The 23968-nt window shown below is 70.4% G+C and carries 23 protein-coding genes; 21 read left to right on the top strand and 2 right to left on the bottom strand.

The annotated features are described in order from the left end of the window. Positions 1–36: 36 nt before the first annotated feature. Both ACLQ2T_RS13455 and ACLQ2T_RS13460 read left to right on the top strand, forming a co-directional pair. Positions 37–1236, top strand: coding sequence for an FAD-dependent oxidoreductase (locus ACLQ2T_RS13455; protein WP_425766389.1), 1200 nt, complete (start codon positions 37–39; stop codon positions 1234–1236). A 97-nt stretch (positions 1237–1333) separates the two neighbouring features. Next, entirely contained in the window at positions 1334–2245 is a 912-nt protein-coding gene (locus ACLQ2T_RS13460; protein ID WP_425766390.1) for an IclR family transcriptional regulator, read from the top strand. Here ACLQ2T_RS13460 and ACLQ2T_RS13465 read toward each other — a convergent pair. Then, the gene (locus tag ACLQ2T_RS13465; protein WP_425766391.1) at positions 2176–2796 is read right to left on the bottom strand and encodes a cysteine hydrolase family protein; all 621 of its coding nucleotides are present in this window, start codon (positions 2794–2796) and stop codon (positions 2176–2178) included. The two genes, ACLQ2T_RS13460 and ACLQ2T_RS13465, sit on opposite strands and share 70 nt — an antisense overlap. 173 nt (positions 2797–2969) lie before the next feature. On the opposite strand from ACLQ2T_RS13465, the gene ACLQ2T_RS13470 reads away from it, so the two are divergent. From ACLQ2T_RS13470 to ACLQ2T_RS13545, 16 genes are all read left to right on the top strand, one after another. Beyond that, positions 2970–3764 carry an ABC transporter ATP-binding protein gene (locus tag ACLQ2T_RS13470; protein WP_425766392.1) on the top strand — a complete coding sequence of 265 codons (795 nt, stop codon included), beginning with the start codon at positions 2970–2972 and terminating at the stop codon, positions 3762–3764. A 20-nt stretch (positions 3765–3784) separates the two neighbouring features. Then, the gene (locus ACLQ2T_RS13475; RefSeq protein WP_425766393.1) at positions 3785–4657 is read left to right on the top strand and encodes an ABC transporter permease; all 873 of its coding nucleotides are present in this window, start codon (positions 3785–3787) and stop codon (positions 4655–4657) included. A gap of 131 nt (positions 4658–4788) precedes the next feature. After that, positions 4789–5865, top strand: a complete 1077-nt coding sequence (locus ACLQ2T_RS13480) for an ABC transporter substrate-binding protein (RefSeq protein ID WP_425766394.1) — start codon at positions 4789–4791, stop codon at positions 5863–5865. Further along, a complete protein-coding gene (locus ACLQ2T_RS13485) occupies positions 5862–7589 on the top strand; it encodes a thiamine pyrophosphate-dependent enzyme (protein ID WP_425766395.1) in 1728 nt (575 codons plus the stop codon). The genes ACLQ2T_RS13480 and ACLQ2T_RS13485 overlap by 4 nt, the downstream gene beginning before the upstream one ends. After that, complete coding sequence (locus ACLQ2T_RS13490; protein WP_425766397.1) at positions 7582–9006, top strand: aldehyde dehydrogenase family protein; 1425 nt, start codon at positions 7582–7584, stop codon at positions 9004–9006. Before ACLQ2T_RS13485 ends, ACLQ2T_RS13490 begins: the two co-directional genes overlap by 8 nt. Beyond that, a complete protein-coding gene (locus ACLQ2T_RS13495; RefSeq protein ID WP_425766398.1) occupies positions 8993–10249 on the top strand; it encodes an MFS transporter in 1257 nt (418 codons plus the stop codon). Before ACLQ2T_RS13490 ends, ACLQ2T_RS13495 begins: the two co-directional genes overlap by 14 nt. A 96-nt stretch (positions 10250–10345) precedes the next feature. Then, positions 10346–11545 carry a CaiB/BaiF CoA transferase family protein gene (locus ACLQ2T_RS13500; RefSeq protein WP_425766399.1) on the top strand — a complete coding sequence of 400 codons (1200 nt, stop codon included), beginning with the start codon at positions 10346–10348 and terminating at the stop codon, positions 11543–11545. Positions 11546–11572: 27 nt separating this feature from the next. Next, entirely contained in the window at positions 11573–12436 is an 864-nt protein-coding gene (locus ACLQ2T_RS13505; protein ID WP_425766400.1) for a cyclase family protein, read from the top strand. Then, on the top strand, positions 12429–13853 hold the full coding sequence (locus ACLQ2T_RS13510; RefSeq protein WP_425766401.1) for an MmgE/PrpD family protein: 1425 nt from the start codon (positions 12429–12431) through the stop codon (positions 13851–13853). The genes ACLQ2T_RS13505 and ACLQ2T_RS13510 overlap by 8 nt, the downstream gene beginning before the upstream one ends. 58 nt (positions 13854–13911) lie before the next feature. Further along, positions 13912–15357 (top strand): dihydroorotase, encoded by a 1446-nt coding sequence (locus tag ACLQ2T_RS13515; protein WP_425766402.1) that lies wholly within the window; start codon positions 13912–13914, stop codon positions 15355–15357. Then, positions 15354–16229 carry an HpcH/HpaI aldolase/citrate lyase family protein gene (locus ACLQ2T_RS13520; protein WP_425766403.1) on the top strand — a complete coding sequence of 292 codons (876 nt, stop codon included), beginning with the start codon at positions 15354–15356 and terminating at the stop codon, positions 16227–16229. The genes ACLQ2T_RS13515 and ACLQ2T_RS13520 overlap by 4 nt, the downstream gene beginning before the upstream one ends. Before the next feature lie 110 nt (positions 16230–16339). Next, a complete protein-coding gene (locus ACLQ2T_RS13525; RefSeq protein WP_425766404.1) occupies positions 16340–17206 on the top strand; it encodes an FAD:protein FMN transferase in 867 nt (288 codons plus the stop codon). Beyond that, positions 17203–17721: a flavin reductase family protein gene (locus tag ACLQ2T_RS13530; RefSeq protein ID WP_425766405.1), complete on the top strand. Its 519-nt coding sequence runs from the start codon at positions 17203–17205 to the stop codon at positions 17719–17721. Before ACLQ2T_RS13525 ends, ACLQ2T_RS13530 begins: the two co-directional genes overlap by 4 nt. Positions 17722–17741: 20 nt before the next feature. Then, positions 17742–18587 carry an alpha/beta fold hydrolase gene (locus ACLQ2T_RS13535; protein ID WP_425766406.1) on the top strand — a complete coding sequence of 282 codons (846 nt, stop codon included), beginning with the start codon at positions 17742–17744 and terminating at the stop codon, positions 18585–18587. Next, complete coding sequence (locus ACLQ2T_RS13540) at positions 18584–19330, top strand: alpha/beta fold hydrolase (RefSeq protein ID WP_425766407.1); 747 nt, start codon at positions 18584–18586, stop codon at positions 19328–19330. The genes ACLQ2T_RS13535 and ACLQ2T_RS13540 overlap by 4 nt, the downstream gene beginning before the upstream one ends. Further along, a complete protein-coding gene (locus ACLQ2T_RS13545; RefSeq protein ID WP_425766409.1) occupies positions 19327–20538 on the top strand; it encodes an LLM class flavin-dependent oxidoreductase in 1212 nt (403 codons plus the stop codon). The genes ACLQ2T_RS13540 and ACLQ2T_RS13545 overlap by 4 nt, the downstream gene beginning before the upstream one ends. A 7-nt stretch (positions 20539–20545) precedes the next feature. On the opposite strand, the gene ACLQ2T_RS13550 is transcribed toward ACLQ2T_RS13545, so the two are convergent. Then, a complete protein-coding gene (locus ACLQ2T_RS13550; RefSeq protein ID WP_425766410.1) occupies positions 20546–21298 on the bottom strand; it encodes a FadR/GntR family transcriptional regulator in 753 nt (250 codons plus the stop codon). Between the two features lie 195 nt (positions 21299–21493). On the opposite strand from ACLQ2T_RS13550, the gene ACLQ2T_RS13555 reads away from it, so the two are divergent. The 3 genes from ACLQ2T_RS13555 (at position 21494) to ACLQ2T_RS13565 (ending at position 23949) form a co-directional block, all read left to right on the top strand. Beyond that, positions 21494–21895, top strand: a complete 402-nt coding sequence (locus tag ACLQ2T_RS13555; RefSeq protein WP_425766412.1) for a hypothetical protein — start codon at positions 21494–21496, stop codon at positions 21893–21895. A 126-nt stretch (positions 21896–22021) separates the two neighbouring features. Then, positions 22022–22549, top strand: a complete 528-nt coding sequence (locus ACLQ2T_RS13560) for a SigE family RNA polymerase sigma factor (RefSeq protein ID WP_425766413.1) — start codon at positions 22022–22024, stop codon at positions 22547–22549. After that, positions 22546–23949, top strand: a complete 1404-nt coding sequence (locus ACLQ2T_RS13565; RefSeq protein WP_425766414.1) for a hypothetical protein — start codon at positions 22546–22548, stop codon at positions 23947–23949. The genes ACLQ2T_RS13560 and ACLQ2T_RS13565 overlap by 4 nt, the downstream gene beginning before the upstream one ends. Positions 23950–23968 lie beyond the last annotated feature (19 nt).

Consider the following 23968-nt stretch of genomic DNA (forward strand, 5'->3'; position numbering starts at 1 on the left):
ATTCGTCGGCGACTTCGCCGGCGGGAAGGAGTGAACGTGGCGCTCTCTGGCCACCCCGTGCAAGCACCGGTCGTCGTCCTCGGCGGCGGACCGGTGGGTATGGTGACCGCCCTGGCCCTGGCCCAACGCGACATCCCGGTGATCGTGCTGGAGAAGGGCCCCGACGAGGTGCAGTCGGAGTGGCGGGGTTCGACCGTTCACCCGCCGACGACCGAACTGCTCGACGAACTGGATCTGGCCGCCCCGATCCTCAAGGAGGCGGTCCGGGTACACCGGCTGGACTACCGCGACCTTGAGCTGCCGGAGACCGCCCGCTTCTCCTACGAGCTGCTGGAAGGCGAGACCCGCTACCCCTTCCGCCTGCAGTACGAGCAGTACAAGCTGGTCCGGCTGCTGCGTCAGGCGGTGGCCGAGGCACCGAACGTGGACATCCGGTTCGGCCACGAGGTCGTCGGGCTCAGCCAGGACGACACCCAGGTCACCCTTGAGGTGGCGGTCGAGGGCACCCGGACCGAGGTGACCTGCCACTGGGTGGTCGCCGCGGACGGCGCGCACAGCATCGCCCGCAAGCTGCTGGAGGTGCCCTTCCCCGGCTTCACGTACCCGACGATGAGCCTGGTCGTGGCCACCCCGTTCCGTTTCGAGGACGCGGTGCCCGACCTCGGCGCGGTCGGCTACTGGTCCGGCCCTCGGGGCCGTTTCTCGCTGATCCGGACCCCGGACATCTGGCGGGCGGCGCTGTCGACCGGTACCGGGGTCGACGACGAGCCGCCCTCGGGCACCCACCCGGACTTCCTGGCCGCCGTGGCGCTGCTGCTCGGTGATCGGCCGGACGCCGGTGAGCTGCCGCTGAGCCAGCACCAGATGTACCGCAGCCACCAACGGTTGGCGGCCTCCTTCCGCATCGGACGGGTGCTGCTGGCCGGCGACGCCGCCCACCTGAGCAGCACCACCGGGGGGATGGGGCTGAACTCCGGCATCCACGACGCGGTGGCGGTCGCCGCCGCCTTGGCCGAGCCCGACCAGGACGCGGCCACCGCGGCGTACGCGCAGCGCCGCCGGTCCATCGCCGAGCAGTTCGTGCAGCCGACCACGACGGAGAACCGCACCTCGGCCGACGGGGTGGAGTTGGCCGGGCGCCGCGAACGGCTGGTTCGCTTGCGGGCGTTGGCGGAAAACCCCGAGGATGCCAAAGAGTATCTGCGTCGTGTCAGTATGCTCGGCATCCAACACTGAGCGTCGGCCGGTGCGGATTCCCGATCGGACCGTGCGCCGGCGTGCGGCAAGGTGATACGACGATTCGCGGCCGAATGGGAGAGCAGCGGTGCCGGTGATGGAACCAGCGGACGGTCACCGCTACACGACAAGTGGCCTCGGGCGTGCGCTGGCCGTGATCGACCTGCTCGCCGAGAGCAGTCCGGAGATGATCGGGGTGTCCACTGTCGCCCGGGAGTTGAATCTGCCCAAGGCGGTGGCGCACCGCATTCTCAAGGAGTTGACCGCCAACCAGTTCGTCACCTTCGACGAGGGCACCCGGCGATATCGGCTGGGACCGGGTGCCCTGGCGGTCGGTCTGGCGGCGCTGCGCGCCATCGACGTGCAGGCCGTCACGAACCGTCACATGCGACGGTTGTCGGAGGTCACCGGGGAGACCGCCACCCTGTCGATGCGGCAGGGCTGGATGCGGGTCTACACCGATCAGGTGCTCTCACCGCACGAGATCCGGATGTCGGTGACCCTGGGTTCCCGACATTCGCTGCTCGCCGGGTCGTCGTCCAAGGCGATCCTGGCGGCGTTGCCCGATGCCGAGGTGGCCGAGTATCTGGCCGACCATGAGCTGGTCTCGCTCACCGCCGCCACCATCACCTCCGTGGAGCAGCTCTGGGCTGACCTGCGGCAGATCCGGCAGCAGGGCTATGCGGTCAGCCGGGGTGAGCGACAGGCCGGCGCCGCCAGCGTGGCCGCGGCGATCCACCTGGCCTCGGGCGAGGTCTACGGTTCCCTGTCGCTGTGCGGCCCGCAGGACCGCTTCTCACCGCGTCTGCTGACCGAGTACGGCGAACTGGTGGCCGACGCCGCCCGCCAGGTCAGCGCGGAGCTGGGTTACCAACCCGCGGCCTCCACGCCTGCTCCGGCTCCCTCGGAGCAGGGGGAGCGTCGGCGGGCGGTCCGGCGTCAGCCGACCCGGTCCGCCGCGGACCAGGCCGACAGCAGCTCGGCCGAGGTCGTGGTCTCGCAGAAGTAGAACCCCAGGTTGCGGATCGCCGCCTCGGCGAGGTCCGCACGGGTCCAGCCGACCAGGTCGGTCGGCATCGTGGTGGCCAGATCGGCCATGTACGCCTCTCGGATGGTGGAGTCCACGCACACGTTGGCCGCCGTGCCGACCACGACCACGTGGTCGCGTCCGTGCGCCCGCAGCAGGTTGTGCAGCGGGGTGCCGACGAAGGCGCTGTAGCGGGTCTTCTCCAGGTGGCAGTCGCCCGGCTCGGGTCGCAGCCCCTCGGCCAGCTCCGCGCCCCAGGAACCGGCGGCGCAGACACTGAGCGGGCTGCGGCCCATCGCCTCGGCTCGGGCCTTCCTGGCCGGTGAGACGAGCTGCTCGTGGGCGGCCTGTCGGACCCAGACGATCAGGCAACCGGCGGCCCGTGCCGGGTCCAGGAAGCCCGGCAGACGGCGGGCCAGATCGGCGTTGACGCCGACGTCGGCGCCGAGTGCCGCCATCGCTCCGGCGGGGGAGCAGAAGTCGTTCTGCATGTCGATGACCAGCACCGCAGTACTTTGCGCCGGGTAGTTCATGGGGCCTGCTCCCAATTTGGGGGATTTATGGGGAACCAATAGGGCTCAGTCCGGCCTCCCGGACCATTGACCTTGCCGCCGAACATAGCTTACGTTCGCACCAACAGAACGGCGTACTGCACAAGCGAACAATCTCGCGATAATTGCGGGCCCGGTGGGCGACAGGGGATTCCATGAGTGCAATCAAAGTGGAGGGCGTCAGCAAGGTCTTCGCCGGCGCCGGCGGACAGTCGATGCTCGCTCTGAGTGAGGTCTCGCTCGACATCGCCGACGGCGAATTCGTCGTGCTGCTCGGTCCCTCCGGCTGCGGCAAGACCACTCTGCTGCGGATCATCGGTCAGCTGGAGAGCCCCACCGTGGGGCGGGTCAGCCTCGACCACGGTGACCGCCCTGAGCGCGCCGACCGGCCGTTGGGATTCGTCTTCCAGGAGGCGACCCTGATGCCGTGGCGCACCACCGCCGCGAACGTCGCCCTGCCGCTGGAGATGGCCGGCATGGGTCGGCAGGAGCGCGCCGCGAAGGTCCGCGAGATGCTGACCCTCGTCGGGCTGCCCGAGGCGGAGCACAAGTACCCCCACCAGCTGTCGGGCGGTATGCGGCAACGGGTCTCCATCGCCCGTGCCCTGGCGCACGACCCCCAGGTGCTGCTCATGGACGAACCCTTCGGCGCCTTGGACGCGCAGACCCGCGACATGATGAACGTGGAGTTGCAGCGCATCTGGCTGGAGAACCGCAAGACGGTCGTCTTCGTCACCCACTCCGTCTCCGAGGCGGTGTTCCTGGCCGACCGCATCGTGATGCTGGGGACCAAGCCCGGCCACATCCACTCCATCACCGAGGTGACGCTGCCCCGGCCGCGCACCGTCGACATGACCGAGTCCGCCGAGTTCCGCCACCTGACCGCCGAGCTGCGCCGTCAGATCGGCGAGGTGCAGGACAGCGAAGCCCGCCCCGCCGTCTCGGCCTGACCTGTACTTGAGGTGTCCACGTGACCACTACTGATCAGCGCCAGTCGGCGCCGAAATCGGCTTCCGCAGACCTCCTGCGGCCCCCACCACCGACCTGGTCGCAGCGACTGCGCAACAACCGCTGGCTGTCCTTCTACACCAGCCCGCTGCTGATCGCGTTGTTCCTGCTGGCCTGGAAGCTCTACGTCGAGGTCACGGACCTGTCCCGGTTCGTGCTGCCGCCGCCGGAGGCGGTGTTCTCCTCCTTCATCGAGCAGATCACCGACCCCTTCGTCTGGCAGACCCACGTCTGGACGACCTTCTACGAGGTCATGATGGGCCTGGCCCTGGCGATCGTGCTGGGTGTCGGCCTCGGCCTGATGATCGGCAAGTCCCCCCTGTTCGACCGGATCACCCGGCCCTTCATCGTCGCCACCCAGGTGGTGCCGAAGGTCGCGCTGGTGCCGCTGTTCATCCTGTGGCTCGGCTTCGGTCCGTCGTCCAAGGTGGTCATGGCCGCCCTGCTGGCATTCTTCCCGCTGCTGATCAACACCTCGTTCGGCATCCGGTCGGTGCCCGGTTCCATGCACGACCTGATGACCACCCTGAAGGCCTCGCGCTGGGAGCGGTTCTGGCGCGCCGACCTGCCGTACACCATGCCCTTCATCCTGGCCGGCATGGAGCTGGCGGTCGTGCAGGCCACGATCGGCGCGATCGTCGGTGAGTACCTCGGCGGCGACAAGGGCCTCGGCCGGTACGCGGTCAACCTGCAGAACGGCCTCCAGGTCGACAAGCTGTTCGGCGCCATCCTGATCATGGCCCTGTTCGGCTTCAGCCTCTACAGCATCGTCACCGGCGCCCGCCGGCTGCTGATCCCCTGGCACGAGTCCGTGCAGCCGCGTCGCACCCCCTGACCGGCCGCACCTCTCACACCAACCCCTGTCCGAATTCATGGTCGGCGCCGCGTCGCGGCGCGGGCGGACCTCTCCTTGCCTTCATCCCTCGCACCCCCATCCATTACCCCCCTCGGCACCGGGAGCTTCTCGTGAAAAATGACCGTTCCATCGGCGCGCCGGTCTCGCGGCGCTCGTTCCTCCGCGTCGGCGCCACCGCAGGGCTGCTGCTGCCCAGCGCCGGTGGCATGACCCTGCTGCTCAGCGGCTGTGGCAGCGACGACGGCCCCAAGGTCAACGCCGACGGCAGCATCTCCGGCACGTACATGGCCGCGTCCAGCCTGACGCTGAGCTACGTGGAGACCATGGTCGCCAAGGAGCGCGGCTACTTCGCCGAGTACGGCCTGGACATGGAGATCAAGGGTGGCCAGGGCACCGCCACCGCCATCCAGGCGGTGCTCGGTGGCTCGGCCGACCTGACCCGGGCCAACGGCATCAACGCGGTCATCGCGGTGGCCAACGAGCAGGCGCCGCTGGTCAGCATCGCCAGCCTGCGGCAGAAGTCGCAGTTCGAGGTCGTCTCCATGCCGGACAAGGCGATCCGCAACCCGGCCCAGCTGGCCGGGCGCACCTGCGGCATCGTCTCCACCGGTGGCGCCACCGAGAACCTGCTCGACGTCATGCTGATCAACGCCGGGGTGGACCCCAAGACGGTGAAGCGTCCGGTCACCGGCGTCGGCACGGCCGCGTACGAGCTGGCCCGCAAGGGCGAGATCGACGCCTGGGTCTGCGTCAACACCGACCGGGCCACCATCCAGAAGGACATCGGCGAGGTGGTCTTCTTCAGCACCGACGAGTTCGCCCCGATGCCGTCGGACTCGTACAACACCAGCCTGAAGATGATCGAGTCGGACAGCGACATGCCGGTGAAGTTCCTCGCCGGGGTACTCAAGGCCATCGAGTACGCCAGCAAGGAGGAGAACTGGGACCAGGTCATCGCCGACCTGCGTAAGTACAACCCGGAGGCCAACCCGGAGCAGGCCCGCGCCGAGCTGCCCCTGCTGGTGGAGAGCTGGCTGGCCGCCGGCCCGGACAAGGTCCTGCAGATGAACGAGCAGACCTGGCTGTCCGGCCAGGAGAGCCTGATCAAGGCCGGTCTGGTCAAGTCCGCGGCCCCGATCGAGAAGCTGATCTACAAGGACTACCTCGAGCGGGCGAGGAACCTGTGACCGGCGGCCCGGCCGCCGCCAGCGCCGCGGCTGCGGTGCTGGCGGCGGCGTCGGCCAGCGGTGTTCAGCGGCTGTGGTTCAACAGCGGCTCCGAGTTGACCTCCTTCCAGGAGGCCAACGCCCAGGCCCGGCACCAGGGGGAGCCGACCCCGGAGCTCATCACCTGCCCGCACGAGCATGTCGCGCTGACCGCCGCGATGGGCGAGACCATGGTCTCCGGCCGGCCGGCCATGACCGTGGCCCACGCCGACCTGGGGCTGCTGCACCACGGCGGCGCCATCCACAACGCGATGTGGGGCGACCACCCCATCATGATCATGTCGGGTTATCCGCCCACCCGGGCGGAGTCCCGCACCTCGCCGGTGTTCTGGAAGCAGCAACGCTGGGACCAGGGCTCGATCGTGCGGCAGTACGTCAAGTGGGACTACAAGCTGTCCCCCCTGGACGACGCCGCCCTGGTGGTGGCGCGCGGCCTGCAGGTCGCGCTGGCACCTCGGCGCGGTCCCGTCTACCTGGCGATGCCGGAGGAGGTGGGCCGGTACCCGCAGGCCGGTGGCGGGCCGGTTCCCAGTGCCCAGATGCTCGGCGTCCCGGTCCTCGGACCGGGTGACCCCGGGGTGGTCAGCGAGGTGGCCCGCCGCCTGACGACCGCCCGGCGGCCGGTCGTCGTCACCGACCGGGTGGGGGTGAACCCGCAGGCCGTGGCCCTGCTGGCCGAGCTGGCCGACACCCTGGGTGTGCAGGTCCGCGCCTCCCGGTACCGGATGAACCTGCCGGACGACAACCCCTGGCACTGCGCCGACCCGCTGGACCAGTTCGACGTCATCATCGTGCTGGACCATCCGGTGCCGTGGATGCCCGCCGTGGAGAAGCCGCGCGACGACGCCTGGATCGGCTGGGTGGGTCCCGACCCGATCGAGAGCCGGGTCCCGCTCTACGAACTGCGCGCCGACGCCCGTACCACGGCCGATCCGGCGGCCTTCCTGGCCGCGGTGCTCGCCGAGGTGGGCTCGGCCGGACCGGGTGATGCCGACGCCGTACGCCGGCGCCGGGACGCCGCCCCGGCCGGTCGCCGCACCGACGATCAGGCACCTGCCTCCGGGGTACCCACCCCGGCGCTGATCGCCGCGGCGCTGGACCGGCACCTGCGCCCCGAGGACCTGCTGACCTGGGAGGTGTTCGACACCACCAAGGTCCGCCGTACCCGACCGGGCACCCTGTTCGAGAAGGGCGGGTCCAGCCTCGGCTGGGCGGTGGCGGCGGCGACCGGCGCCAGCATCGCCGCCGGCGGCGCCCACGCGGTGGCGGTCACCGGGGACGGTTCCTACCTGTTCGGCTCCCCGGACTCCTGCCTGTGGCTTCAGCAGCAGTGCGACGCCCCGGTGGTCACCGTGGTGGTCAACAACGGCGGGTACCGCACCGGCACCACCACCCTGGCCGCCCACTACCCGGACGGCCTGGCGGTCAACGAACCCACCGTGCGGGGCGGTCACCTCACCCCCTCGCCGGACTTCGCGGCGCACGCCCGGTCCCAGGGCTGCTACGGGGAACGGGTGGTCGCCGCGGCCGACCTGGCCGCCGCCCTGGACCGGGCCCGCACCGCCGTCGAGCGGGACCGGGTGCCGGCCGTGCTGGACGTCTGGGTGCCTGAACATCTCACCGGGTCGATGGACCCGCGACGCCGGGCGCGTACCCCGGCCGAGGAAGGAAACACCGATGGCTGAAGTCGTCTCGCCTATCGACGCTCAGGTCCTGGCCAGCGTCGCTTCCACCTCCCCGGCGCAGGTGGACGCCGCCGTCCGGGCGGCCCGCGCCGCTCAGCCCGCCTGGGCCCGGCGCACAGGCAGTGACCGGGCCCGGGTCCTGCACCGGATCGCCGACCTCATCGAGGCCCAGGTCGACGACCTGGCCGCGACCGAGACCCGCAACACCGGCAAGATCCTCAGCGACACCCGGCGTGAGGTGCGCCGGGCGGCCGGCAGCTTCCGTTACTACGCCGGCTGGGCGGAGCAGGTACGCGGCGAGACCATCCCGGTCGGGCCGGAGTACCACACGTACACGGTGCCGGAGCCGCACGGTGTGGTCGCCGGGGTCATCCCGTGGAACGTGCCGTTCTTCTTCGCCGCCAAGAAGATCGCCCCGGCGCTCGCCTTCGGCAACGCCTGCCTGCTCAAGCCGGCCGAGGAGACCCCCTTGACCGCCCTTGCGCTGGGTGGGCTGCTGGTCGAGGCGGGCATTCCGGAGGGGCTGGTGCAGGTGCTGCCGGGCGGCCGGGAGACCGGCGCGGCCCTGGTGTCGCATCCGGACGTCGACCTGATCGTGTTCACCGGGCACCACGACACCGGTAAGGCGATCGCCCGCGCGGCGGCGGACAACCTGACCCCGATCGCGTTGGAGTTGGGCGGCAAGTCGCCGCAGGTCATCTTCCCCGACGCCGACCTGGACCGGGCGGTCGAGGCCGTGGTGCTGGGGGTCTTCGCCTCCTGCGGCCAGATGTGCATCGCCGGTTCCCGGCTGGTGCTGCACGAGTCCATCTACGACGAGGTCCTCGACCGGGTGGCCGCGCGGGTGCGGACCCTGCGGGTGGGTGACCCCTTCGACGCCCAGACCGACCTCGGTCCGCAGATCACCGCGGCGCAGCGGGACAAGACGGCGGCCTTCATCGCCGAGACCCGGTCGGCCGGTCGACTGGTGGCCCAGGCCGACCTGCCGGAGGACGAGCGGCTGCGCAACGGCTTCTTCGTGCCACCGACGGTGTTCGACCGGCTCGACGAGGGTGCCCGGGTGCTGCGTGAGGAGGTCTTCGGGCCGGTGCTGGCGGTGTCGTCGTTCCGTGACGATGCCGAGGCCCTGCGGTTGGCCGACGACACCCAGTTCGGTCTGGCCGCCGGGGTGTGGACCGCCGACATCGCCCGGGCCCACCGGTTCGCCGGGCAGGTCCGCGCCGGCACGGTGTGGATCAACACCTACCGGGTGCTGTCGGACCTGGTGCCCTTCGGTGGGATCGGCCTGTCCGGCTACGGCCGGGAGAACGGCACCGAGGCGGCCCGGCTCTACCTGCGCCCGAAGTCGGTGTGGACCTCCCTGGCCAGCGGCATCCCGCAGGGGTACGGCATGGGAGGCGCGGGTGCGGCAGGCTGATCGCCCGGCCGATCCGCCGGCCGACAGGCCAGCCGAAGATGAGGGACGTGGCGGTCTCGCGTTGCTGCGGGACCGCCGCTTCGGTCCGTACTTCTTCGGGTCGCTGGCGTCCAACACCGGTACCTGGTTCCAGAACGTCGCGGCGATCCTGACCATCTTCGCGATGACCCGTTCGGCGTTCATGGTGGGTCTGGTCACCGCCCTGCAGTTCGCCATGCAGTTGGTCCTCGCCCCGGTGATCGGGGCGGTGGCCGACCGCGCCGACCGGCGGGTGCTGATCATCGTAGGGCAGACCCTGGGTGGTGGCGCCGCCGCCGTGCTGGCGTTGCTGGCCTTCCTGGACGCCCTGAACCCGTGGCTGCTGCTGACCTTCGTCGGACTGTCCGGGGTGGGGCAGGCGGTCACCGGTCCGGCCGCGCAGGCGTTGGTGCCCAACATCGTCGGTCGTGCCGACGTACCCCAGGCGATCGCCCTGCACTCGCTGACCTTCAACCTGTCCCGGGCCATCGGTCCGGTCGCCGGAGCGGCCACCTACGCGCTGGCCGGGGCCGGTACGGCGTTCGCCGTCAACGCCGCCAGTTTCCTGGTGTTCGCCGCGGCGTTGAGCCGCGTACGGCTGCCCCGGCCCGCCGCGGGTACCCGGCCGCGGGGCCGGTTGGGGGTCCTCGGCGGTCTGACCTATGTGCGTGGCCGTCCCGAACTGCTGCGCTGCCTGGTGGCGGTGGCGCTGATCGGGTTGGCGATGGAGCCGATCAACACCCTGTCGCCCCTGTTCGCCGAGGGGTTCGGCGGCGGTGAACTGCTGGTCGGTGTCTTCATCACCTTCTTCGGCATCGGTTCGGCGTTGATCGCCGGCTGGGTCGGGCGGCTGCGCCGCACGATGGGCAGTGGCCGCACCGGGGCGGTGGGGGTGTTCGCCCTGGGCGCCGGGATGGTGCTGCTGGCGGTCAGTCCCGGGCCGGTGGTGGCCACGGTCGGCATCGCCCTCGGCGGAGCCGGCTATCTGCTGGCCGTCAGCGACGTCAACGCCACCATGCAGCACGGCCTGGCCGACGAGGTACGCGGCCGGGTGATGGCCCTGTGGTCGATGTGCTTCCTCGGCATCCGGCCGGGGGCGGCGATGCTGCACGGCTGGCTGGGGGACACCTTCTCGGCCCGTACCGGGGCGTTCGTCGCCGCCGCGGCGGCGGTCGCGGCCGCGGTGGTGCTGCGGCCCCGGCTGATCCGGCATCGGCCGAGGTGAGGGGTGGTTTGCGTTGACCCCGTACCTGATCACGGACTATTCTGCTGAGCGAAACACCGTTCGCTTCAACCGAACGAAATGGATAGGGGAGGCCCAGTGCACGACGGACCGCTGACCGGACTCCGCGTCATCGACGCCTCGACGATCCTGGCCGGCCCGCTGTGCTGCCAGATCCTCGGCGACTTCGGTGCCGACGTCATCAAAGTCGAACACCCCGTCGCCGGCGACAGCATGCGCGGCCACGGTCACGCCAAGGACGGCGTACCGCTGTGGTGGAAGGAGATCTCCCGCAACAAGCGGACGATCGGCCTGAAGCTGTCCACTCCGGAAGGCGCCGAGCTGCTGCGCCGCCTGGCCACCACCGCCGACGTGCTGGTGGAGAACTTCCGCCCCGGCACCCTGGAACGGTGGGGGATCAGCCCGGAACAGCTCTGGGAGCTCAACCCCGGCCTGGTCATCGTCCGCATCTCCGGCTTCGGCCAGCAGGGCCCCTACGCGCACCGGCCCGGCTTCGGCACCCTCGCCGAGGCGATGAGCGGCTTCGCCCACCTGACCGGCGACGCCGACGGCCCGCCGACCCTGCCGGCGTTCGGCCTGGCCGACAGCATCTGCGGCATCGCCGCCTCCTCGGCCACCATGGTGGCGCTGTGGGCCCGCACCAACAACGGCGGCAAGGGCCAGATCGTCGACCTGAGCCTCCTGGAACCGATCATGACGGCGGTCGGACCCGGCCCCACCGTCTACGACCAGCTCGGAGTCATCGGCCACCGGCACGGCAACCGGTCCACCAACAACGCCCCCCGCAACACCTACCGCACCAAGGACGGCGACTGGGTGGCGGTGTCCACCAGCGCCCAGACCATCGCCGAACGGGTACTGCGTCTCGTCGGGCACCCCGAGGTCATCGACGAACCCTGGTTCGCCTCCGGACGTGAGCGGGCCGCCCGCGCCGACCTGCTCGACGCATACGTCGGCGGCTGGATCGCCGAACGGACCCGCGACGAGGTCATGCGCGCCTTCGAGGAGGCCGGCGCGGCCGTCGCACCCGTCTACAACGCCCGCGACATCGTCACCGACGAACACGTCCAGGCCGCCGAGATGCTGGTCAAGGTCCCCGACTCCGACCTCGGTGAGGTCCTGATGCACAACGTGATGTGGCGGATGTCGGAGAACCCCGGCCGGATCCGCTTCACCGGCCGCCCCCTCGGCGCCGACACCGACGACCTTCTCGTCAACGAACTCGGCTGCACCCCCGAGGCCATCGCCGAGCTGCGCGCCCGGCAGATCGTGGCCTGACGGCCGCCCCACAAGGTAAGGATTGCCGTGACCACTTCGAGCACCACCCTCACCGGCGCCACCGGCGCGACGCGGGCCCTGCTGGCCGCCGTCGACGCCGGAGTGCGGACCTACGACCTGGGTCGCCGGCTGACCATCGGCATGCCACAGTCGCCGAACCACCCGCCGTTCTGGCACGCCCTGCCCCGTCGTCACGGCGACAACGTGCGAGCCGACGGCGGTTCCGCCGCCAACGACATCATCACCATGGGCACCCACGTCGGCACCCACATCGACGCCTTCGCCCACGTCTCCCAGGACGGCCGGCTGGTCGACGGTTCCGACGCCGCCGTCGCCGGCCGCGGCGGACGCTTCGCCGAACTGGGCGCGCACACCATCGCCCCGATGGTCCGCCGCGGTGTCCTGCTCGACGTCCCGGCCGCCCTGGGCCAGCCCGAGGGCTGCCCACCCGGCTACGAGATCACCCCCGAGGACCTGGCGGCCACGGCGCAGCGGCAGGGCACCCCGATCCGCCCCGGTCACGTGGTGCTGATCCGCAGCGGCTGGGGACGGTTGTTCGACCACGAGGACCGCACCCGCTACATCGGTCACTCCAGCGGAGTGCCCGGTGTCGGCGAGGCCGGCGCCACCTGGCTGGCCGACGCCGGGATCCACGCCGCCGGCGCCGACACCATCGCCTTCGAGTGCCTGCGACCGGGCGCCGGACACAGTGTCCTGCCGGCCCACCGGGTGCTGCTGGTCGAACGCGGGGTCTACATCATCGAGACGATGGCGCTGGAGGAACTGGCCGCCGACGCCGTCCACGAGTTCCTGTTCATGCTCTCGCCGCTGGCCATCTTCGGGGCCACCGGCTCCCCGGTCCGCCCCCTGGCGGTGATCGCCAATGGCTGAGCAGACCCTGGCCCGGCAACTCGCCGCCTTCGCCGCCGGCACCAGCGCCACCGAGCTGCCCGACCGGCTCGCCGCCAGCGTGCGCCAGCGGGTCCTCGACATCCTCGGGCTGTGCGTGGCCGCGCACCGGCTGCCCACCAGCCGCGCCGCCCTGGACTACGTCGCCGACCTGGGCGGACGCGCCCAGGCCCACGTCGTCGGACTGCCCGACCGGGTACCGGCCGCCCAGGCCGCCTTCGGCAACGGGGTGCTGGCCCACTCGCTGGACTACGACGACACCCACCTGCCCTCGGTGCTGCACCCCAGCGCCGCCGTGGTCCCGGCCGCCCTGGCCGCCGCCCAGGCCGCCGGCGCCGACGGCGCCGCCCTGACCAAGGCGGTGGCGGTCGGCATCGAGGTCACCGTACGGCTGGGCATGGCCGGTTTCGACCCGGTCCTGAACAACTCGGTGTTCTTCGAACACGGCCAGCACGCCACCTCCATCTGCGGTGCGATGGGCGGCGCGGTCGCCGCCGGCATGCTGCTCGGACTCGACGAGGACCAGCTCACCGACGTGCTCGGGGTGACCGCCTCGATGGCCGCCGGACTGATCGAGGCCAACCGCACCGGCGGCACGGTCAAGCGACTGCACTGCGGCTGGGCCGCGCACAGCGCCGTCACCGCCGCCGACCTGGTCCGCCGCGGCTTCACCGGGCCACCCACCGTGCTGGAGGGCCGGTTCGGTTTCTACACCGCCTTTCTGCGCGGGGAAGCCGACTACGACCAGGTCACCGACGGACTCGGTGAACGCTGGTCGGTGCCGGACATCTTCTTCAAGCCGTACCCGGCCAACCACTTCACCCACGCGGGCATCGACGCCGGCCTGGCCCTGCGGGCCCAGGGTGTGCCCCTGGACCGGATCACTGCCATCGAACTGCGGGTACCCGCCGCGGTGATCCGCACCATCGGGGAACCGATCGCCACCAAGCGGGCCCCCGAGACCGGCTACCAGGCACAGTTCAGCGGCCCGTACACGGTAGTCGCCGGACTGCTCGGCGGCGGCGGGCTGGGCCTCGGGCTGGGTGACTTCACCGACGAGTTGGCCCGTGACCCGCAGCGCCGGGCCTTGATGGCCCTCGTCGAGGTGGTCCCCGACGACGAATGCAACAAGATCTTCCCGTACCAGTTCCCGGCCATCGTCACCGTACGCACCGACGACGGCCGCACCTGGCGCGAGGAGGTGCTGGCCAACCGCGGCGGCCCACAACGACCGCTGTCCGACGCCGAACTGGCCATGAAGTTCCGGGACAACGTCGCCGGACGGATCTCCCCGGAAACCGCCGACCAGGTGGTCTCCACCGTGCTCGGCCTCAACGAGGTCAACGACGTCAGCGACCTGCTGCGTCCGCTGACCCGCCTGCGTCCCGACGCCGACTGACAACGGCCCCGCTGCCCGCCAACCTCAGGAGCACATCGTGGAACCCTTCGATCTCGTAGTGACAAACGTCAGAGTGGTGCGGCACGACCAGGCCGAGCCGGCGGCGCTGGACATCGGTGTCCGCGACGGCCGGATCGCCGCCCTGGCGCCCCACCTCGACGCCACCGGCGCGAAGAGCGTCGTCGACGCCGGCGGCAAGCTCGCCTTCCCGGGTGTCGTCGACGCCCACCAGCACTGGGGCATCTACCACCCGCTCGCCGAGGACGCCGCCACCGAGAGCCGCGCCTGCGCGCAGGGCGGTGTCACCTCCGCGATCAACTACATCCGTACCGGGCAGTACTACCTCAACCGCGGCGGACCGTACCGCGAGTTCTTCCCAGAGGTGCACCGCGCCACCGACCAGAAGTCCTATGTCGACTTCGCCTTCCACGTGGCCCCGATGACCACCGAACACATCGACGAGATCCCCGAGCTGATCCGCGACCACGGTGTCACCTCGTTCAAGATCTTCATGTTCTACGGTGGTCACGGGCTGCACGGCCGCTCGGCCGACCAGAGTTCCTTCCTGATGATCCCGCCGGACGCCCGGTACGACTACGCCCACTTCGAGTTCGTCATGCGCGGCGTGCAGGCCGCCCGGGAACAGTTCCCCGAGTTGGCCGACGAGATCTCCCTGTCCCTGCACTGCGAGACCGCGGAGATCATGCGGGCGTACACCCGGCTGGTCGAGGAGGACGGCAGCCTCAAGGGACTCGCCGCCTACAGCGCCTCCCGGCCCCCGCACTCCGAGGGCCTGGCGGTCACCATCGCCGCCTACCTGGCCCACGAGACCGGCCTGCCCACCATCAACCTGCTGCACCTGACCTCGGCCAAGGCGGTCGACGCCGCGCTGCGGATGGCCCAGGCCTTCCCGCACGTCGACTTCCGCCGCGAGGTCACCGTCGGTCACCTGCTGGCCGACATCGACACCGCCTACGGCCTCGGCGGCAAGGTCAACCCGCCGCTTCGTCCCCGCGAGGACGTCGAGGCCCTGTGGGGTCACATGCTCGACGGCACGATCGACTGGGTGGTCAGCGACCACGCCTGCTGCAAGGCCGAGGTCAAGTTCGGTGAGCCGAAGGACGACATCTTCGTCGCCAAGTCCGGCTTCGGTGGGGCCGAGTACCTGCTGCCCGGCCTGATCAGCGAAGGCGTCAAGCGGGGCCTGTCCTACGGTCGGGTCGCCGAGCTGACCTCGTGGGCCCCCGCGCGCCGTTTCGGGCTGGCCACCAAGGGCGCCATCGCCGAGGGGCTGGACGCCGACTTCTGCCTCGTCGACCCGAACCGCACCTGGACGGTGCGGGCCGAGGACTCGCTGTCGACCCAGGAGTACACCCCGTTCGAGGGCATGGAGTTGACCGCCAAGGTCACCGACACCTTCCTGCGCGGCGAGCAGATCCTGCGCGCCGGCAACGTGGTCGGCCAGCCCCGCGGCCGCTACCTGGCCCGACCCACCCGACCGTGACCGCCCTGGGACCCGTCCCGGCCGCCGCCCGCAGCTACCTGTACGTGCCGGCCGACCAGCCGGACAAGCTGGCCCGGGCCGCGGCCCGGGGGGCCGACGCCTGCATCCTCGACCTCGAAGACGCGGTCGCGGCGACGAACAAGGCCGAGGCCCGCAGGGCCCTGGGCGGGCATCTCACCGACCCGGCCCAGGGCCCCCAGTGGTGGGTACGCATCAACGCCGACACCCCGGCCGCCGACATCGCCGCGGTGGCCGGGCCGCACCTGACCGGTGTGGTCGTACCGAAGGCCGACGTCGAGTCGGTGACCGAGGTGCACCGGCTGCTCGGCGAGGCCGAACGGCAGCACGACCTGCCGGCCGGTCAGCTGGCGGTGTTCGCCCTGCTGGAGACGGCAGAAGGTGTCCTGCGCGCCGAGGCCGTGGCCGCCGCCCCCCGGGTGGTGCGCCTCGGTCTCGGCGAGGCCGACCTGGCGGCCGAACTGTGCCTGCAACCCGGCCCGGACAAGATGGAACTGTGGCCGCTGCGCTCGCGGGTCGTGCTGGCCTGCGCGGCGGCTCGGATCGCCCCGCCGGTGGGTCCGACGGAGACCGCCCTGCGGGACCCGGAGCGGCTGGAGGCCACCAGCCGGCTGCTGCTGCGGCAGGGTTACCGCAGTCGCACCGCGATCCATCCCGCCCAGGTGCCCGTGATCAACCGGGTGTTCTCGCCGACCCCTGCGGAGGTCGCCGCGGCCCGGGACATCGTCGACAGGCTGACCGCCGCGGAACGCGACGGCTGCGGGGTGGCGGTCTCCGCCGACGGGCGGATGATCGACGCGGCGGTCGCCCGCAGCGCCCGGGAGGTGCTGGGCCGGGCCGTCACGGGCGACTGAAGGCCCAGGCCAGTCGGCCTGTCGGGCGGGTGAACCGGGTACGGACAGACCCTTGCCGCTAAAACATCATCATGTTTAGCATGTTAAACCTGGTGGTGAAGGGAGACGGCATGAACCTCGCACCCGCCCGACAGCGACCCACCCTGCATCAGCACACCAGCCAGATGTTCACCTGCACCGTGACCCTGGCCAGCTACGGACCACCGGCCACCCCCTTCACCGAGGTCCAACGACGACTCCACGCCCTGGACCGCCGCTTCTCCCGCTTCCGCCCCGACAGCGAACTGAGCACACTCAACGCCGCCGCCGGACACTGGCACCCCATCTCCGACCAACTGCACGCCATGCTGCGGCACGCCCTCACCGTCGCCACCGCCAGCACCGGCCTGGTCAACATCGCCGTACTGCCCCAACTGCTCGCCGCCGGCTACCGCCGATCCTGGGCCACCGGCACCCCCCAACCGGCCCCGGAACCGGCCACCGGCACCCCCGTGCCACCCCTGGCCGACATCCTGGAACTACGCGGCCACACCGCCCGCCTCGCCCCCGGCCACAGCCTCGACATCGGCGCCCTAGCCAAAGGCGCCTGGGCCGACGACATCGTCACCTGGCTAGGCCCCAACTCGGCCGCCAGCATCGGGGGAGACGTGGCCTGCCGCGGACCCGGCCCCGACGGCGACGGCTGGCCCGTCGAACTACCCCACGGCGAAACCCTGCACGTGCGCGACGGCGGCGTCGCCACCAGCGGCACCGGCAAACGCCGCTGGGGCACCGACGCCCACCACCTGATCGACCCCCGCACCGGACGCCCCGCCACCTCCGACATCACCCAGGTCACCGTCCACGCCACCACCGGCGCCACCGCCGACTGGGTCGCCTCCGCAGTGGTCATCGGCGGCCGACCGACAGCCACACACCTCACCCACCGAGCCGACGTACACCACCTCTGGCTCAACCAGACCGGAGCCCCCCGATGACCCACCACACCGGCCCAGACCGCCTCGTCGAAACCGCCCGCTTCCGGGCCGCCTTCCGGCAGGTACCCGCACCGGTGGCCATCATCCTCGTACCCGGCGGCCCCGCCGGCATCACCGGCCTCACCTGCACCTCCGCCACCTCACTGTCCGGCACACCCCCCATGGCCATGATCGCCATCGACCGGAAAACCGGCCTGGCCCCCCTGGCCGAACAAGCCGGCCGATTCAGCATCAACTACCTCGCCGCCGACCGCGCCACCTGGGCACAGGCCTTCGCCACCCGCGGCCGCCACCTCGACGAACTCACCGCCGCCGTGGTCGCCGGACACACCACAGTGCCCACCCTCGCCACCGGCACCACCGCCGTACTCGAATGCCGCACCACCGCCACCCACCCCGGCGGAGACCACCTGATCCTCTGCGGCGAGGTCCTGCACGCCCGCGCCCAGACCGACGCCCCACCCCTGCTCTACCTCGACGGCCGCTACGGCACCTTCCAACCCACCCCCCACTGACCACCCCCGGAGACCGCACGATGGCCCCACCACGCCCACACACCATCAACGCCGGCGGATTCACCACCCGCTACTGGGAAAGCACCCCACCCGGACAACCACGAGGCACCGTCGTACTCATCCACGACGGCGCCTTCGGCGGCGACGCCATCGGCAGCTGGTCCGAGGTCATGCCCCTACTGGCCCGGCACTACCGGGTCCTCGCACCCGACCTGCTCGGCTACGGCGACACCGACAAAGTCATCTACCTCGACCGCTCGCCGTACGCCTTCCGCACCGCCCACCTGGCCGCCTTCTGCGCCGCCCTCGACATCGACGCCGCACACTTCGCCGGCCAGTCCTTCGGCGGCTCCCTGCTGCTGCGCGCCCTGGCCACCCCCACCCCCGAACTACCCGCCCTGTCCGCCGTCAGCATCTGCGGCACCGGCGGCCCCTGGCGCTCCACCAAAGGCCTCACCGAACTCGGCAGCTTCGACGGCACCGAAGACGACATGCGCCGCCTGGTCAGCCTCATGACCGACGACTACGCCGGCTTCGACGAAACCGTCGCCCTGCGCTACGCCAACACCCGCAAACCCGGCCACGTCACCGCCTGCCTGGCCCCCCGCCTCCGCCACCCCAACCTCCCCAAACCAGACAACCGCGACGACTGGCCCACCCCACTGCGCGACAGCCCCGTCCCCGTACTCGTCGTCGAAGCCACCCGCGACGACCTACTCGAACCCGACTGGGGCCGACACTTCGAAAACCTGGCACCCCAGATCCACGTGCACCGCATGGACGCCCGCCACGCACCCAACCTCGACCAACCCGAAGCCGTCGCCGACCTACTGCTGACCTTCTTCGACCAGGGGAGCACACCATGAGCACCCTGCTGTTCCTCCACGACGCCGACGTACTCCCCGGCCCCGTCGGCGCCCTCAGCCGACTCGCCGACGACCTCACCCTCGTCGTACCCCGCCACCCCGGCTTCGGCACCCCCCTGGACACCACCGCCGAAGACTGGGACAGCGTCGCCGACCTCGCCCAACACCACCTCACCGACACCCTCGCCGACCTGCCACCCGACCCCGTACACCTGGCCGGCGCCGGCTTCGGCGGCTGGATCGCCCTGGAGATGGCGATACGCGCACCCCACCGCTTCGCCTCACTGCTGCTCATCTCCCCGTACGGCGTCAAACTCTCCGGCACCACCGAACCCGACTTCGCCGACATCCTGCTGCTCGACCCCACCGAAGTCGTCGAACTCGGCTGGGCCGACCCCACCGCCTGCCACGACCTGCGGATGCCCGGATTCCCCACCGGCCTCACCGACAGCGAATACGAACGGGCCTTCACCGACCGGGCCGCCCTGTCCCGCTACGCCTGGAAACCCTTCCTGCACGACCCACGCCTACGCCGCTGGCTGCACCTGGCCACCATGCCCACCCTGGTCCTCGCCGGCACCCACAACCGCCTCGTACCACCCCGCCACAGCGCCGCCCTGGCCGACCTGCTGCCCTCAGCCCGCTTCGTCGAAGTCCCCGACGCCGGCCACTACCCGTACCTGGAACGTCCCGACGAGTTCCACCGGATCGTCCGGTCCTTCCTGAACGGAGAGACCCCGTGAGGCTCTACCACTTCACCGAGATGCCCTACCCCTTCGTCCCACCCGAGGCGGAAGAGGCCAACCGGGGACTCAAGTACTTCATGCCCAACCAGTACTACGACCCCAAACTCGGCCACCAGCTCTACCAGCGCTACCTCGACGAGTACGAACTCGCCGACGAACTCGGCTTCGACCTCATGGTCAACGAACACCACCAGTCCGCCTCCACCCTCCAGGTGTCCGCCACCCTCAGCGCCGCCTCCGTACTGCACCGCACCCGACGCGGCCGGGTCCTCGTCCTGGGCACCCCACTACCGCACCGGGAAAGCCCCATCCGCGTCGCCGAGGAGATCGGCTACCTCGACTCCGTCAGCGGCGGACGCATCGACTGCGGCTTCGTCCGCGGCGTCCAAGGCGAAACCTTCCCCTCCAACCAGAACCCCGTCCACAACCTGGACATGTTCATCGAAGCCCACGACCTCATCAAGAAGGCGTGGACCCACGGCGACGTCTTCTCCTGGGAAGGCCGCCACTACCACTACCGCTACGTCAGCGTCTGGCCCCGCCCCTACCAGCAACCACACCCGCCGATCTGGATCAGCGGCACCTCCACCCGCCTGGTCGAATGGACCGCCCGACACGGCTACACCCTGTGCAACCTGCTCGGCACCTACGAGGACACCGCGACCTCATTCCGGCTCTACCGCCGCACCGCCGTCGCCGACGGCCAACCCGAACCCGGCCCGGACCGCTTCGCCTACATGGCCCTGTGCCACGTAGCCCCCACCGAAGCCAAGGCCCGCGAGATCGGCCGCAAACTCATGTACTACCTCAAGCCCGGCAAGCTCCGCCTCGGCGCCGCCAGCCCACCCGGCTACTTCCCACCCGCCGCCGCAGTCGCCGCACTCCGCGGCCGCCTCGGCGCCGTCCGCCGAATGAGCTACGAAGACCTCATCGACGCCGGCATCCTCCTCGTCGGCACCCCCGACCAGGTCACCGCACAAATCCACCGACTCTACAAAGCCACCGGCGCCGGACACCTCATCCTGATGAACCACGCCGGCGACATGACCAGCAACGAGGTACGCGACCACCTCACCCTGTTCGCCCGCGAGGTCATGCCCGAGGTCTCCACCATCGGCGACGACTGGCGCGACCAGGACACCACCTGGCGCGTCGACCAGGACCAGACACCCGTACGCCCCGTGCTCTCCAGCGCACTGTCCTGACCCGAGGTCACCACCAGCCGACCACCTCGTCGTGCAACCCCGCATAGTCACGGTCGAGGTGGTCGGCCAGGGCCAGCATGTGCTCCCGCATCAACCGCTCCGCCAGCGCCCCGTCCCCATCGACGATCGCCGCGGCCACCGCCTGATGCTCACGCCGCACATCCTCCCACCGCTCCGGACGACGCTCCGCCGCCACCACCCGCTCGGTGTAGATCTCCTTCAACCCCCGACCGAACAGATCCAGCACCCCGTTGCCCGACAACCCCGCCACCACACCGTGGAACCGCTGCATGACCGCCAGATAACTGGCCTCGTCACGCTCCTCCAAGGTGCTGTGCTCCCGCATCGACTCGGCCAACTCCCGCAACCGCGCCGCATCCCGACGCTCCGCCGCCAGCCGAGCCATCAACGGCTCCATGATCACCCGGGCCTCGACCAGCTCACCGAAGCGGGTCCGCCCCATCTGCATGAACAACGCCATCGTCCGACCGAAGGTGTGTGGATCCACCGCCCCGACGATCGGCCCACCACCCCGCCCCGGCCGCACCCGCAGCAGACCGTTGTGTTCCAGAATCCGCAACGCCTCACGCAACGTGCCACGACTGACCCCGTACGCCTGCAACATCTGCGCCTCGGTCGGCAACGCCGCACCGGGGGAGAGCCCCTGCTCGACGATGTCCTCCAGGATCTGCCGAGCCACCAGCTCGCCCATCTTCGCCGCACGCTGACGAAACCGCGGACTCGGCCGGCTCTCGGACATGACCCGAGTCTACGGGTGCCACGATCTTGCCCCCGTCCACCGCTCCCACGCCCTCAAGCCCAGCTCACCCCGCTCGAACCCGGCAGGCGAGGGGAGTGGTGAACAACCCCGCACCCATCGACATCCTTGCCTGTCCCGCACCACAGATGCCACAGTGACGGCGAAACCGACGGCCGGACCGAACAGGTGGGAACGATGGGCACCATTCACCACGAAGCGAAACTGACCGTACCGGCAGAGGTGGCCTGGGACTTCCTGGACCGCTACACCCGCGCCGAGGTCCACATCTTCTCCGCCTGCGTCAGCGAACGCCGCAAGGACGACCACCGGGTGGTCACCCTCATCGACGGCACCGAACTCTGGGAACGGAACGTCACCGTCGACCCGGCACGCAGACGAGCCGTCTACGCGATACCCGGCTTCCCCGGAGCCGAACACCACCAGGCCGAGATGCGGGTACTGACCGACGACGAGGGCAGGGCAACCCTGCTGTGGACCACCGACCTCCTGCCGCACGAACTGGCCACCCACCTCAGCGACACCTACGCGGTCATGTTCAGCGAACTGCTCGCGGCAGTCAACGACCACCGCACCTAACTCGGTTCAGCAATCCGGCAGCCCGACCGATTCACGAGCAACTCACCGCCACCGCTCAACCTGCCTCCGGCTAGAAGCGTCTACCTTCCATGCAAACAGCAAAACGGTGGACGATATGGGCAAGTCATGCCGGATGACGACGAGGAACGATTCCGCGAGTTCGTGTTGCAGCAGTGGGGGCCGTTGACCCGAACGGCATATCTGCTCACCGGTGACCGGGGCGTCGCCGAAGACCTGGTGCAGTCAGCGCTGGAGAAGACCCACCGACGGTGGGGGCGGATTCTCCGCAAGGACGCGCCCGGGGCATACGTCCGCCGGGCGATGATCAACACCGCGGTGTCGTGGCGACGGCGCCGCCGAACAATCGAGGTGCCACTACTCGACGCCGACACCATCGCCACCCCCGACGCCTACCAGCACGCGGAAAACCGGCACCAGTTGCTGGGGGCGCTGCGCCGCCTCCCGCCACGAATGCGGGCCGTGCTCGTCCTGCGGTACTTCGAAGATCTGAGCGAGGCTGACATCGCCCGCCTGCTCGACTGTTCAACCGGAACGGTCAAGAGCCAGGCCTCACGAGGGCTGGCTCGGCTACGAGCTGACCTGGAGCCGCCGTCCACGATCACCAAGACCAGCCTCCAGGAGGACCCAGCATGACCAGGAACATGGAAACCGAACTCCGGGAAGCCCTCCGCACCGAGGCTGACACCGTGGCAGCGACGGCGGATCCCTGGCCACGGTTCCTCCAGCGGGAGGCAGGGCACCGCCGCGCACGTCGGGTCCGCACCGGTGCGATCGCCGCTTTCCTGGCCGCCGCCGTCGCTATTCAGACCAACCTGGTTCCCCTGCCGGGTTGGGTGCCCGGCATCGCCGTCGCCTCGTCGCCGTCACCGCTCGCGGACGGACCCGCACGGGGCGATCTCGCCGCCGACCGCAACTGGACGGACGGCCTGATCAGGCAGGTAGCCGATCTACAAGATCCGGAAGGGTGGTGGAGGGTCACCGACCGCGACGACATCCGGATCGTGTACGCCGACGACATACCCGGTCGCCGAATCGCGCTGCTCCTCGTCCCGCTGCGCCTGGGCCTGCTCACCGACTCAGCGCTTGTCTGGTTCAGCGGCCCGCCCGGAGCCGAACCAGAACAGATGCAACAGGGCGGCAACGAAACCGCCGACGCCGCAGTGGCGATCTGGATGGAAAGCGACCCGACGAACGGGGGTGCCGCAGTGGTCATCGGCCCCGCAGGTTCCTCCGTCACGATCAACGGGTTCTCCGGCTATTCCTCGACCGGCGTCGTCGAAAGCCACCAGCTCTCCGCATCTGTCGGTACGGGCATCGGTGTCACCTCGCTGCCACCCACCGATCTGGTCGGGGGGCCCGCACTCGCCGCCCGGGTCACCAACGGCGACACCCTCATCTACGAAGGTCCCGTGTACGGCGGGTGGCGCGGGTCGGACACCGACCGCCAGGAGCCGACCGCCGAGATGCTCACTGCCGCCGTCCGTGACACCCGAGGAGCCGTCATAGACCGAGCCGTCCTCGCACGGTTCATCGATCACGCGTTGCGAGACAGTCGGCTGTCGGCCCAGGACGTCACGATCCGAGTGCGCTGGTGCGGCACCGTCAACGACAAACCCGCCGCACTGTTCACCATCCAGCCCACGGGCGGCGGAGTCATCGCCTACGCCATCCACGGCGACACCACCGGCTGGCGAACCGACCTACGGCTGCTGCTGCCCGCAGACGGCGCTGAGCAGCGCCCCATCGCATGGCGGATGCGCGCCGAGGGTGGGGACACCCGGACGGACCGTGTCAACCTGGTAGCACCACCGGGAGCAGCCACCGCAGCCATCACCGCCCGGGACGGAACCCGGACCCCGGTCGCCCTGGACCCATCCGGCTTCGGCAGCACCACCATCCCGCAGAACATGCCCGCGACCGTCACCGCCAGCACGGCCGACGGGACCGCTTTCATCAGCACACCCGTCCCGGCCTTCGAAACCAACACCGGCGGCCTACCCGGCACCTCCCGGAACACCCGAGTCACCGGTTAGCACCTGAACAACCCCTGTG

The sequence above is a fragment of the Micromonospora sp. DT229 genome (assembly GCF_049844505.1).
Taxonomy (GTDB): Bacteria; Actinomycetota; Actinomycetes; order Mycobacteriales; family Micromonosporaceae; genus Micromonospora.

Coding starts and splice junctions, on each gene's coding strand:
- ACLQ2T_RS13465 (WP_425766391.1), bottom strand. CDS start 2,796: ATGAACTACCCGGCGCAAAGTACTGCGGTGCTGGTCATCGACATGCAG.
- ACLQ2T_RS13555 (WP_425766412.1), top strand. CDS start 21,494: ATGGGCACCATTCACCACGAAGCGAAACTGACCGTACCGGCAGAGGTG.
- ACLQ2T_RS13535 (WP_425766406.1), top strand. CDS start 17,742: ATGGCCCCACCACGCCCACACACCATCAACGCCGGCGGATTCACCACC.
- ACLQ2T_RS13470 (WP_425766392.1), top strand. CDS start 2,970: ATGAGTGCAATCAAAGTGGAGGGCGTCAGCAAGGTCTTCGCCGGCGCC.
- ACLQ2T_RS13490 (WP_425766397.1), top strand. CDS start 7,582: ATGGCTGAAGTCGTCTCGCCTATCGACGCTCAGGTCCTGGCCAGCGTC.
- ACLQ2T_RS13565 (WP_425766414.1), top strand. CDS start 22,546: ATGACCAGGAACATGGAAACCGAACTCCGGGAAGCCCTCCGCACCGAG.
- ACLQ2T_RS13460 (WP_425766390.1), top strand. CDS start 1,334: ATGGAACCAGCGGACGGTCACCGCTACACGACAAGTGGCCTCGGGCGT.
- ACLQ2T_RS13550 (WP_425766410.1), bottom strand. CDS start 21,298: ATGTCCGAGAGCCGGCCGAGTCCGCGGTTTCGTCAGCGTGCGGCGAAG.
- ACLQ2T_RS13510 (WP_425766401.1), top strand. CDS start 12,429: ATGGCTGAGCAGACCCTGGCCCGGCAACTCGCCGCCTTCGCCGCCGGC.
- ACLQ2T_RS13530 (WP_425766405.1), top strand. CDS start 17,203: ATGACCCACCACACCGGCCCAGACCGCCTCGTCGAAACCGCCCGCTTC.
- ACLQ2T_RS13560 (WP_425766413.1), top strand. CDS start 22,022: ATGCCGGATGACGACGAGGAACGATTCCGCGAGTTCGTGTTGCAGCAG.
- ACLQ2T_RS13540 (WP_425766407.1), top strand. CDS start 18,584: ATGAGCACCCTGCTGTTCCTCCACGACGCCGACGTACTCCCCGGCCCC.
- ACLQ2T_RS13525 (WP_425766404.1), top strand. CDS start 16,340: ATGAACCTCGCACCCGCCCGACAGCGACCCACCCTGCATCAGCACACC.